The sequence below is a fragment of the Pseudoalteromonas spongiae UST010723-006 genome (genome assembly GCF_000238255.3).
In the GTDB taxonomy this organism is placed as follows: domain Bacteria; phylum Pseudomonadota; class Gammaproteobacteria; order Enterobacterales; family Alteromonadaceae; genus Pseudoalteromonas; species Pseudoalteromonas spongiae.
This window is the reverse complement of sequence record NZ_CP011039.1, coordinates 274,924-287,390: the sequence shown is the minus strand read 5'-3', so window position 1 is coordinate 287,390 and position 12,467 is coordinate 274,924. Positions and strand designations below refer to the sequence as shown.

The following is a 12,467-nucleotide window of genomic DNA, read 5'->3' as shown; positions in this document are numbered from 1 at the left end:
TTCATTCTAATTTCATCTGGCAGTTATTGCCAAGCTCTTTGGCTTGTAAGTTGTTGTTCAAAGGCATCAATCTTATCGTTTAGTGTTTCTGTTACACCAATAAAATCTAACCCTGATAACAAGCGCTGTTTAATATCGGGACGAATATCAAACTTAATATCATCAAAGTGTTCGCTTTTAATAACTTGATTTTGCAAATCAATTTCAACATTTACTTGGGAAATCTGCTCTGTTACGTGAAATAGGTGATCAAGTGTTTCGCTCGGAAATGCGATAGCAAGTATTTGATTATTCGCACAATTATTAAAAAAGATATCGGCAAAGCTCTGAGCTAAGATTACCGTAAAACCATACTGCTTTAATGCCCATGGCGCGTGCTCACGCGATGAACCACAACCAAAATTATCGCGTGTTAACAACACGCTAGCGCCTTGATATCGCGCTTCATTTAAAATGAACTCAGGGTTCGCATCGCCATTATCTAAATAACGCCAATCGTAAAAAAGCGCCTTATCAAAGCCATCACGACTTGTTGATGTTAAGAACTGCTTCGGAATAATTTGGTCTGTATCGACATTATTTTTATCAAGTGGTGCCATTAAACCGCTGTGAAAAACACTCATTAGATACCTCCTCGAATATCAACAAATCGACCATGAATAGCTGCAGCTGCTGCCATTGCTGGGCTTACTAAGTGCGTGCGACCACCTCGGCCTTGGCGACCTTCAAAATTACGGTTAGATGTCGACGCACAGCGTTTGCCAGCACCTAAGCGATCATCATTCATAGCTAAGCACATTGAACATCCAGGCTCTCGCCATTCAAAGCCTGCTTGCTTGAAAATATCAGCAAGGCCTTCGTCTTCTGCTTGTTTTTTAACTAAGCCTGAGCCTGGTACCACTAACGCTTCAACGCCGACCGCGACTTGCTTACCTTTAACGAGCGAGGCTGCCGCACGTAAATCTTCAATACGACTATTTGTGCAACTGCCAATAAATACCGTGTCGACCGAGAGATCTGAAATCTTTTGGCCCGGCTTTAAGTCCATATAAGCCAGCGCACGACGAATTGCATCAGCTTTAATCAAGTCACTTTGTGCATCTGGATCTGGGATTAATTGGTCAATGCCAATCACTTGCTCTGGACTTGTACCCCAAGTAACCTGTGGCTGAATATCCGCAGCATTCAATACAACGGTGTGATCAAACACGGCATCATCATCGCTCTTTAGGGTTTGCCAATACGCAACTGCTTGCTGCCAATCATCGCCTTTTGGTGCAAACGGACGCCCTTCTAAGTAGTCGTAAGTTGCTTGATCAGGTGCAATTAAGCCTGCTTTAGCACCCATTTCAATGCTCATATTACATAGTGTCATGCGCGCTTCCATTGAAAGCGCACTGATTGCTTCACCGCAAAACTCTGCAACATAACCTGTACCACCTGCGGTACCTAATTTACCAATGACCGCTAAAATTATGTCTTTTGCGGTTACACCAAGGTTAATTTTGCCATCAATTTGGATTTTTAAACTCTTGGCTTTTTTCTGCTGTAATGTTTGTGTTGCTAATACATGCTCTACTTCTGAAGTACCAATACCATGCGCTAACGCCCCAAACGCACCGTGAGTCGAAGTATGGCTATCGCCACATACAATGGTTGTACCCGGTAAAGTGATACCTTGTTCAGGCCCCATTACATGCACAATACCTTGGTTAATTGAATTAAGATCGTAAAGTACAATGCCAAACTCTTCACAGTTTTGCTTTAGTGCAATTAATTGGTTTTTTGAAACTTCGCTTGCAGCATCTAATGAGCGACTTTTTGTCGATACGTTATGGTCCATTGTTGCAAACGTCTTTTCAGGACAACGGACTTTACGGTTTGCTTCACGCAGGCCTGCAAATGCCTGTGGTGATGTAACTTCATGTACTAAGTGTCGATCAATATAAAGTAAATCACTTTCTTCATTAATGGCAGTAACTTTGTGAGCCTGCCAGATTTTATCGTATAAGGTCTGAGCCACGTCATTCCCCTTGCTATTATCGGTGACGGAGGCCTGTTAAATTCAGGCCTAAAATTTAAAATTAAATACGCGCAATAATTTCTTTTGCAACGTCTAACGTGGTGTAACCCGCGGTAGGGAAAATATCTGGAGTTCCCACTCCGGCTGCAACAGCTTCTGCCACTGCCTTTTCAATCGTGCGTGCGGCTTCATCTTGCTTAAGTGAGTAACGCAGCATTAACGCCGCACTTAGAATTTGTGCGATTGGGTTAGCAATGCCTTTGCCAGCAATATCTGGTGCTGAGCCACCAGCAGGTTCATACAAGCCAAAACCAGTTTGATTTAAGCTTGCCGATGGCAATAACCCCATCGATCCTGTGATCATTGCGCATTCATCCGATAAAATATCGCCAAACAAGTTATCGCATAGCAATACATCAAACTGACTTGGTTCTTTTACAAGTTGCATCGTTGCGTTATCGATATAAATATAATCAAGCGCCACGTCTGGATAATCTTTGCTTACTTCGGTTACCACTTCACGCCACAGTACGCTCGATGCCAGCACATTTGCTTTATCTACCGAAGTAACTTTGTTTGCACGTAACTTAGCGGCTTCAAACGCAAAGCGCGCAATGCGTTCAATTTCTTTACGTGAATACGTTTGTGTATCGAATGCGTATTCATCAGCACCTTCGCCACTACGGCCTTTATCACCAAAATAAATGCCACCGGTAAGTTCACGTACACATAAAATATCAAAGCCTTTTGAGCTAATATCTGCACGCAGTGGAGATGCAGCACTCAATGCAGGTAATAATTGTGCTGGGCGCAAGTTGCAGAACAAGCCAAAATGTTTACGAAGCGGCAATAATGACGCACGCTCAGGCTGCTCTGATGGTGGTAAGCCTTCCCATTTCGGACCGCCAACTGAACCGAACAAAATAGCATCAGCTTGTTCGCACGCAGCTAGCGTAGTATCTGGCAATGCCTTGCCAAATTGATCAATCGCTGCACCACCAATAGCGTGATGATTTAAGCTCAATGAAAAATTAAACTTTTCACTAACCGCATTTAATACGTCGATTGCGGCGGTCATCACCTCTGGTCCAATGCCGTCACCGGCTAATACTGCGATGTCGTAATTTGACTGGCTGCTCATACTGCTTTCCTTTGTAGTTTTAGATCAGACACTTGCTGCGCCCGATAAATTAAATTGTGAACTCGAACCAAAGCGCGTACTGACGCTTCTACTATATCTGCTGCTAAACCTGCGCCGTGATACTGACGACCGTCAAACTTAGCAATAATATCAACCTGACCAAGCGACCCCTCGCCTTGCCCTGTTGCGTCTAAATTATATTCAATTATTTCAACATCCATATTAGTCATACGTTTAATAGCTTTGAATGATGCTTCAACCGGACCGTTACCCGTAGCAGCTTCAGTTACTTCTTTACCACCTATGGTCATGCCAATACTGCTGCTAGCAATTGACTGAGAATTTGATGTTGAATGAACAAATGACAATTGATAGAAATCGCTTTCATCCGATTGATTATTAAAATAAATCATGGCTTCAAGGTCATAGTCATAAACCGTGCCTTTCTGATCGGCTAACGCTAAGAAGCTTTTGTACAACGCATCCATATCGTAATCTTCAGCTTGATACCCTAATTCGCTTAAACGATGCTGAATAACATGACGACCTGAACGCGAAGTCATATTTAATTGGTTGTTTGGCACACCGACTGTTTCTGGCGCCATAATTTCGTAAGTGTTTTGTGCCTTTAATACTCCGTCTTGGTGAATGCCCGAACTGTGAGCAAACGCATTTTCGCCAACAATGGCTTTATTTGGTTGCACTGGCATATTGCAAATTTGACTGACTTGTCGTGATGCGCGATAAATTTCTTCGCTGACAATATCGGTATGTAATTTAAGGTGATCTTCACGCATTTTTAAGATCATCGACACTTCTTCAAGTGAGCAGTTACCCGCGCGTTCACCTATACCATTAACCGTACACTCAATTTGACGTGCGCCCGCTTGCACTGCGGCAATTGAGTTAGCAACTGCTAAACCTAAGTCATTGTGACAATGCACACTTAAACGTGCTTTATCGATATTAGGCACGTTATTCATTAAATGTGTGATCATTGCGGCATATTCATCTGGCGTTACATAACCTACGGTATCAGGCAAGTTAATAGTTGACGCTCCTGCATTAATCGCAGCTTCAACAATGCGGCATAAATCGCTATGCGGCGTACGCCCTGCATCTTCACAAGAAAACTCTACGTCATCAGTGTAGTTTCGCGCTTGCTTAATCGAACGCACCGCCATTGCTGTTGCGTCATCAAGGCTCATGCGTAATTTATGTTCAAGATGTAATGGACTGGTTGCGATAAAGGTATGAATACGACTTTTTTCAGCTGGTTTTAATGCTAAACCACATGCTTCAATGTCTTTTTCAACGGCACGCGCTAAACCACAAATTGATGGTCCTTTAACTTCACGGGCGATGCGTTCTACTGCTCTAAAATCAGCTGGACTAGAAACCGGAAACCCAACTTCCATAACATCAACGTTTAGTCGGCTGATTGCATGAGCCAGCTGAAGCTTATCGTCCTCTGTAAGGCTTGCTTTTAATGCTTGCTCACCATCGCGTAACGTCGTATCAAATATCCAAATTTTATCGCTCATACCTGCACCTTTGCCCTAATATAAAAAAACCCCGCATTTAGCGGGGTTTTTGCAAACTTTTCAGTCAAATACACTAAGCCCCGCTTCTGCAATTACGCAGTAAGAGGTTGTTTAGAAGTAGGCTAATCGTGTTTTTTGACATTTTTATTTAGTTTCCATCATTAACTAAGGCAATTTAACCATTAGCAAAAGAACAAAACAAGCATAAAAAATCCAAATAATCGGTATAAAAAGCGATTTAAAAGGAATTTAAATACAAAAAAACAAAGTTTATTGAAATATATTTTCACTTTTGACGAATTTAGAAAAATATTAGTCAATCGTGATAAGTGTTATGCATAAAAAATAAAATTAAAAATGAGCAAATTAAATACGATTATTTTTTAACATCTCAAAAACTTGGTTTACAGGGATCGGTGGCGCTAAATAATATCCTTGCATAAAACTACATGAGAAATTGTTTTGCACGAGCTTCTGCTGCTGGTAATTTTCAATGCGCGCAAATATGTAATTAATTGAATGGTAGTGATAGGCTTGCGATACCTTATCCATTTGCTGTTTATCTAAATGCTGAAGTTGCGCAACCGGTACTTTTACTTCATCAATCACTAATGGTAACTTTTCAATATTACTAAGCACATCATCATCGCCATCAATCGCTAAACTAAAACCCAGTTCTTTAAGCCCAGTTAATAATTCAATGACCTTAGCATTTGAGCTATAGAATGCGTCCAACGGGAACTCAAAAACGATTTGTTCAGGATTAATTCCCGCGATATCTAGATGCTGGCTCATCACTTTAAGTAAGTCATACTGTTCAAGATCGATAAGCGATAAGTTAATCGAAAGGCGTACGCTGCTAAATGCAGGCAATACTTCGGCAATGCGCTTAAAGAATACTTCGCTAAAGGTCGCGATCATCTGATGATTTTCGATAGCGTTCATTACTTCGCGCGTACTCAACTGAATACCATTTTCTTGAAAACGCACAAGACATTCAAACCCTGATAGTTTTTCATTTTGGCTGCGAAATTCCGGCTGAAAATCGAGATTAATACAATCTCGTCGTGAGAGAAGTGAAGCTAATTTGTCTTTATCGATAATTTTCTCAGTCACCGAACGCTGACTAAATACTTGGTTAAAATCACTTAATTTTACCGGTTTATTAATTTGTGCGACGAGTTCACAAGGTAAGAATAATGGCACCGCATCTTCATCATTTAGCAGTAGGACTAAACGACCTTTAAAACCTGTGCCAAGCAACCAGCTCGACATATCAACATCAGTAAACGCGCTTACTGCGATAACTAATGTGTCGTCACTGGTGCCCTGTACAACTTCACTTTGTAAACTAGCGAGATTGCCCGTAGTGAAAATTCTGCCAGCCCATAGATATTCTATACACTTTTGTGTAGTAGCCCGTTGTTCTTCACTACTATCAAATATGTATACGGTTTGTTCTTTTAATTCCATGATAAAAACCATTTAAATGTGTAATTTAAGTCAAGCATAAATAAATTAATTTACCAGTTGCGCGACGTCAGCAAATTGAGCGAATTAATCTCAACCGCAACTTAAAACAGTGCTTACTCGTACTCTTATTTAAGCTTAAATTACTGAGTGAAAATTATGGTTTATGCAACCATCCCTGAGATAATGCAAAATTTAAACACAAAAAAAGCGCCTAAACAGCGCTTTTTTACTAATTGCTTAAATTATTTTTGAGCAAGGTAATTGATAAGATTCGCCATATCTTCAGCACTTGAAATGCCTGACTTACGGCCAAAGTTAACTTTGTACTTACCATTAACAATAAAGGTTGGTACTGAACCCAATGCACCTTTGCTCTTAAAGAACTCTTGTTCTTTGCTCATTTTCTTCGCTTTAGTGCGTACGCCGAAGCTCTTGTAATATTTATCGAATATTGCAGCCTCAACACCTTTAGCTACAAATACATCTTTTACGTCTGCAACTTCATTAAAGCTTTTACGCTCACCGTGAATATGGTTAAAAATACCTGCTATCACTTGGTCTTTTTGTGGCAGCGCTTCAGCTGTTGCTAACGCTTGTGACAACATTTCTTGATTTTCTTTTGAACGACCGCCCATAAAGTTAACGTGCGCTTTTTTAAATGCCACGCCGTCTTTTAGTAAAGGTTTAATGTCGTAAATCACGTTTTCCATGTTGTTACATGCAGGGCAGTAGAATGAGAAAAACTCGGTGACTTCTGGCTTTTTAGTTGCGCGATCTGAGATCACTTCGTAGTGCACGCCTTCTTCAAACTGGTTGGCAATTGCCACAACAGGCAGTGCTAAAGCTAAAAGAGCAGCTTTAAAAAATGCTTTCATTATTACTCCGTTATTTTTCTAATAGATAGTCAACGAGCGCTTTTAGCTCATCGTATGATTTAATACTGGTTAATTCGATACGGTAAATATCGTTAACAATAAATGTTGGTACGCCAGTCAACGCACGTAGGTCTGAAAAACGCTTTTGCTGTTCAACCATGTACTGTTCTTGCGCAGCAATTGCCATGCTGCCAGCTAGCTGGTCAAATTTTTCTTCTGTCACAATATCGTTTAATACAAATAAGCGACGCACATCACCGATTGTTGCGAAGCTACCGCGATTGCGATGAATAAATGAGAAGATAGCATCGCTCGCTTCACTCGCTTTACCAGCTTGTTTTGCAACTAAGTAACCAACAGAAAGCAACGATTGAGTTTTTGGGTCAATGCCGTTTAAAAAGTTTACATGACTTTTAACAAAAGTATCTGCTGGTAGTTCTTTATTTAATCGCTGGGCGATCATTTCAAAATTGTAGCAATGCGGGCAGTAGTATGAGAAAAACTCGGTTACTTGTGGTTTTTCAGATTTTTCAGTTTTAATACGTGAAAAGTGTTTCCCCTCTTCAAACGTAAACTCCTTAGCAAATAGTGCTAACGGAAAAATTAATGCAACAATTAAAAATAACTTCTTAGTCATAGGGTTCTCTTATGGCAAAAGCTTTAACGGTGCTTCGTGCAACGCAGCCAATTGCTCCTTTAAACTTAATATTTGTTGTTCCCAGTATTTGTCTGATGCAAACCACGAAAAGTTCCGTTGAAATGCTAAATCACTCCAACGTTTTGCAAGCCAGCCCATATAATTAATCATACGTAAGGCGCGCAAAGGTTCGATCAGCTTCAGTTCTTGCAAATCCAGTGATGAGAATTCGTCATATGCACACAACAACGTATCCATTTGCATGCGTTGTTCACTTTCATCACCGCTTAACATCATCCATAAGTCTTGAACTGCCGGCCCCTGACGTGCGTCATCTAAATCAACGAAAGTCAGTTCATTGCCTGTCCACAGAATATTGCCAATATGGCAATCACCATGCAAGCGGATCTCGTTAATTGGCGAATATTTCTCTTCAGTTAACGTGATAACCTGTTGCAAAACAGTCATAAACGGTGTTTCTAAGCTTGGCGATATTAAATTACTATCTATTAGAGAACGTTTAGCGTCGTGCAAAAACTCTTGGCAACTTATTGTTGGCCTAACTGCAAACTGTTTAGTTTTAGCCACATTATGTAAACGACCGATAAAACGACCTAAAACTTCCAGGTGATCGTAATTATCTGCTTCAAACGTTCTACCACCTACACTCGGAAACAGCGCAAAACGGTAGCCTTGGTATTCAAATAAACTGGTATTGTCGCGTTTTATTGGCGCGACAACTGGCACTTCACCGTCAACCAGTTCATAACTAAAATCATGCTCTTCTTGTATTTGCAAAGAACTCCAACGCTCTGGGCGATAAAACTTCACTACATAACGTTTGTTATCTTCAGCCACAAACTGATAAACGCGGTTTTCATAGCTGTTGAGCGGTAAAAGCCCCGATATAGGGTAAACGCCAATGCTTTCAACCGCGTCTAAAATACGTTCAGGCGTTAAATCACTAAAATCAAAAGTCGACATTTAACGTCCTTTAAAGAACTTACTTGGCTGTGCAAGTTGCGTCTGCGTTTGATCTGTACGCTGCAATACAAAATGAAATTCGGTAATTGGCGATTTCAAATCATACGGATCAATTGCAATTGACAACGGCAGGCTATACGACTCACCGGAACGAATATGCACTTGTGTTTTACCAATAATATTAAAATTATTTAGCCCCTCAACTGCGATGGTGTATTCGTGATCTTGCTGTGATTTATTGAGAATTTTTAAGGTGTATGTGTTTTCAACTAAACCTTCATTAGTTACGCGGTAAAGCTGATTTCGGTCGCGAATAATATCAAGGTCCATAGGAATACGAGTCATCACATCCGCAACAAAAATACCGCAAATAACAAGCATTACGACCAAGTAGCCAATAATTTTCGGACGAAACGCGTGAGTTTTTTTATCAGATGTTAAGTTACGCTCTGTGGTGTATGAAATAAGCCCTTTGTCATAATTCATTTTATCCATCACTTCGTCACACGCATCGATACATGCACCACAGTTAATGCATTCGTACTGTAATCCATTACGGATATCAATGCCTGTCGGGCAGACATGCACACACATTTTACAATCAATACAATCGCCTAAACCAAGCTCTTTTGGATCTTGTTTTCTGCCGCGCGGACCACGGTTTTCACCGCGCTTTTCGTCATAGCTAACAGTGAAGGTATCTTGGTCGAACATCGCTGATTGAAAACGCGAATAAGGACACATATGTAAACACATGATTTCGCGCATCCAGCCTGCATTGCCATAGGTACAAAACGTAAAAAACAATACGCCACCAACGGCATATGCCGTTGCTTCAAAGGTGAAAAAATCCACCATGAGTTCACGAATAGGCGTGAAATAACCAACAAAGGTTAACGAGGTAAAAAGTGAGAAACCAACCCAACTTAAATGTTTCGCTGATTTTCGCCAAAACTTATCAAAGTCCATTTTACGCTGATCGAGTTTTTTACGCTGATTCGCGCTGCCTTCGATTTTTTCTTCAAACCAAATAAAGATAAACGTCCACACAGTTTGCGGGCACATATAGCCACACCAAACTCGACCATAAAAAGTCGTTACTAAAAACAGAGCAAACGCACCAATCATAAAAATCCAGGCAAGAATGGTTAAATCTTGCGGCCATAATGTCATGCCAAAGATATTGAATTTTTGATTGAAAATATCGAAAAGAACCGCCTGATGACCGTTGAAGCTCACCCATGGCAGTAACATAAAACTAAGCATGGCAATAAAACCAAGGTACTTACGTAACTTTTGGTGTAAGCCTTTTACAGCACGAACATAAATGCGGTTGCGCGGGTTAAAACGGTCAAATTTTTCCGCGTCAGGCTTATGTACCTTTACTTCGGTTGGGATATTTTTTACTTTAATTTGCTTGTCCATGGCGCCCCTAGGTTTGCAAACTTGTAGATAAGTTGCTTAATTATAACAATTGTCTTTGCTAGTGCGATGCATTTTATTAAACTAAATGCACAGCAAATTAGTGCTAAATCAAAAAAAAGAAAAGTTTATGAAAAATTACTTCTTATTTGTATTGGTCATTCTTATCTTAGCCAGTGTTGATCACCCAAGCATTGCTAAGCCGCGACAAGAGCTTTATGACAAAGTTATGGGCGTACTGAGCGATTCGAGCAAAGTAAAAACAGATCAAGAAGCTGCTCGTTCATTAGAGCGTGCCAAGGAAAAACTTCGTTTATCGCAAACTGCTGAGGACTATTTAACTAAGCAACTTGCCACTAACCAAAAAATGTCATCGTTTAACACCCGTTACTGTGTACAAAAAGAGCTTAATTCTTATTTTTACGGGGATGACTTAAGACAAATTTGTAAAATTATTGCGGAAGAATCTAAACGTTAATTATGGATTTTTCACAGCTTAATAAAAAGTTTGCAAAAAACTTTAATGATCAAAAAGCCGTTTTAAAAAAGCTCTTAAAAGGCGGTACAGTTAATTGCAATACGTGTAACAAGCCCCTTAGCGTAGCACTTAACGACAAAGACGGTGAGTTTATTGTAAGTTGTGGATCTGGCTGCACTCGGCTCACTCTTGAGATAGATTAGTTAACTCAAGCTAAGAAAAGCAAACTTTAGTTGTGAGTATCTAGGGTCTGTTGACCTTTCAAGTTCGTTTTTGCAGCAGTTTGATTGGGTTTTATACAAGGCAGAGGCTGCGTGGCATAGTTATTCTATGTGAGTCAGCCGATAACACAGTAGAAAAGCCAATCAAGCGCTGCCGAATGGTTCTTTTGAGCGCACTTTTCTCATTGTTGCTCGATATTTGCTTAGATTACTAGGCCACACATCGAGCGCCGCGATAAAAGCACGCTCAAAAAGAACAAAAATAGAACAGCAAAGGTCAACAGACCCTAGATGATCTCATTCGAGATCATCTAAATCATCCTCTTCAATGAGCCCTGCATCCAGTACACATGCTTCGATAAGCTCTGCATACCCCTCAGCAAATGCTTCAAGCAAGCTGATAACATCATCACACAATGAAGCGTCGTTATTTAGATCTGCAAAAAAGCATAAATAACCTAACGTCATAGCCAGTGCTTCGCTTAGTTCCCCATTGAGATTATTCGCCGATACAATTGGCTCTATGTAATGCTTAATGCCTTGAGTAAAACCTAGCGCCCATAAATGAAGCTCACTGTCTTTTGATAAATTAGCAGCGCTCGGTTGCATCATGCTAATGCGAGAAGAAAGCGCATAGCCTTTTTCAAAAACATGATCGCTAACATCATTGTGAAAGGCCATTAACGCAAACAGTTTATCGTCGGCTAATTGCTCGCTTTTACTACCAAGCGCTTCACTTACCCAAATATCTTCAATGATCGGAGCTGGCGCCGCTATAAGCGCAAATAAATACCCTTCAAGCTGGGATAATGGCATCGCATAAGGTGCCATTTCACTGCTTGCTAACCAGCTCGCCAACGCGTGCTTATCTATTTGTGTAAATTCAATCATGTTTTGTACTTAGAACTTAAACGGGTAGCGCCCGCTATTATCTGGCTTACCCAAAAACTTAACGGCATCATGAACTTGTTTTGGCAAACTTGCATCTGGTTTAACAAAGCCACTAACACTCATCAAGCGCATGCCATATTGCGCTTCTAGCTGCAGCCCAAGTTGGTTCTCTTCATTAATATTTAAAGTTAGCGACCCATTATCACACCCAAGCTTACCCTTGATAGTGTCAAACTCAATCCAACCTTGTAGACCTTGCACCGATAAATTGTGCGTTTCAGCATTACCAGCTAAAACATGACACAACTTATCTTTTGCTACTAATGGCAATTCAGCATTGCTCACTTTTACTTTTAAATTACCTTTACTTGGCAGCGCCATTGGCAATTTCACATTATCCATAATACTTGATGTCGAAACACGGATATTAGCACGGCTTAACTGCACCGTTTCCGCTGAAAATGGCAAAGTAACTGACGCTTTACCGTAAGGCGTATCAAAACCCCGTAAGCTACCAAACTTAATATCAGCACTCACCTTGCCAGTTAACAGACTAGCTGGTTTTAACTGCCACTCTAGCTTATCAATAAGTTGTTGATTAATTTGAGCCTGAGCGATGCGACCTTGCCAAATCGTGCCTGACACACCTACAACTTTAATATTTTTTGGTAAGTAGCTTTGTGCAAAGCCAAGCACAACCGAGGCTGGCGCAAGATATATAACAAACGCAATAAATGCGATAATAAATAACAAGATAAGAGATATCGTTTTTTTCATA

The 12,467-nt window shown here is 40.5% G+C and carries 12 protein-coding genes; 1 reads left to right on the top strand and 11 read right to left on the bottom strand.

The window, feature by feature from the left end:
* Positions 1-23 precede the first annotated feature (23 nt).
* From leuD to ccoG, 9 genes are all read right to left on the bottom strand, one after another.
* The gene (leuD, locus tag PSPO_RS01400; RefSeq protein ID WP_010561229.1) at positions 24-623 is read right to left on the bottom strand and encodes a 3-isopropylmalate dehydratase small subunit; all 600 of its coding nucleotides are present in this window, start codon (positions 621-623) and stop codon (positions 24-26) included.
* Positions 623-2,023, bottom strand: a complete 1,401-nt coding sequence (leuC, locus tag PSPO_RS01395; protein ID WP_010561230.1) for a 3-isopropylmalate dehydratase large subunit — start codon at positions 2,021-2,023, stop codon at positions 623-625. Before leuC ends, leuD begins: the two co-directional genes overlap by 1 nt.
* Before the next feature lie 61 nt (positions 2,024-2,084).
* A complete protein-coding gene (gene leuB / locus PSPO_RS01390; protein WP_010561231.1) occupies positions 2,085-3,164 on the bottom strand; it encodes a 3-isopropylmalate dehydrogenase in 1,080 nt (359 codons plus the stop codon).
* Positions 3,161-4,708 carry a 2-isopropylmalate synthase gene (gene leuA / locus PSPO_RS01385; RefSeq protein ID WP_010561232.1) on the bottom strand — a complete coding sequence of 516 codons (1,548 nt, stop codon included), beginning with the start codon at positions 4,706-4,708 and terminating at the stop codon, positions 3,161-3,163. Before leuA ends, leuB begins: the two co-directional genes overlap by 4 nt.
* Before the next feature lie 366 nt (positions 4,709-5,074).
* Positions 5,075-6,181, bottom strand: a complete 1,107-nt coding sequence (locus PSPO_RS01380; RefSeq protein ID WP_010561233.1) for an EAL domain-containing protein — start codon at positions 6,179-6,181, stop codon at positions 5,075-5,077.
* Between the two features lie 242 nt (positions 6,182-6,423).
* Positions 6,424-7,056, bottom strand: coding sequence for a thiol:disulfide interchange protein DsbA/DsbL (locus PSPO_RS01375; RefSeq protein ID WP_010561234.1), 633 nt, complete (start codon positions 7,054-7,056; stop codon positions 6,424-6,426).
* Between the two features lie 10 nt (positions 7,057-7,066).
* The gene (locus PSPO_RS01370; RefSeq protein ID WP_010561235.1) at positions 7,067-7,693 is read right to left on the bottom strand and encodes a thiol:disulfide interchange protein DsbA/DsbL; all 627 of its coding nucleotides are present in this window, start codon (positions 7,691-7,693) and stop codon (positions 7,067-7,069) included.
* A 9-nt stretch (positions 7,694-7,702) separates the two neighbouring features.
* Complete coding sequence (locus PSPO_RS01365) at positions 7,703-8,677, bottom strand: serine/threonine protein kinase (protein ID WP_010561236.1); 975 nt, start codon at positions 8,675-8,677, stop codon at positions 7,703-7,705.
* Positions 8,678-10,102, bottom strand: coding sequence for a cytochrome c oxidase accessory protein CcoG (gene ccoG, locus PSPO_RS01360; RefSeq protein ID WP_010561237.1), 1,425 nt, complete (start codon positions 10,100-10,102; stop codon positions 8,678-8,680).
* A 127-nt stretch (positions 10,103-10,229) separates the two neighbouring features.
* Here ccoG and PSPO_RS01355 point away from each other — a divergent pair, with 127 nt between their 5' ends.
* A complete protein-coding gene (locus tag PSPO_RS01355) occupies positions 10,230-10,577 on the top strand; it encodes a hypothetical protein (RefSeq protein ID WP_040641533.1) in 348 nt (115 codons plus the stop codon).
* Positions 10,578-11,095: 518 nt separating this feature from the next.
* Here PSPO_RS01355 and PSPO_RS01345 read toward each other — a convergent pair.
* Positions 11,096-11,689, bottom strand: coding sequence for a UPF0149 family protein (locus PSPO_RS01345; protein ID WP_010561240.1), 594 nt, complete (start codon positions 11,687-11,689; stop codon positions 11,096-11,098).
* A 9-nt stretch (positions 11,690-11,698) separates the two neighbouring features.
* Entirely contained in the window at positions 11,699-12,466 is a 768-nt protein-coding gene (locus PSPO_RS01340; RefSeq protein ID WP_010561241.1) for a type II secretion system protein N, read from the bottom strand.
* Position 12,467: the final 1 nt, after the last annotated feature.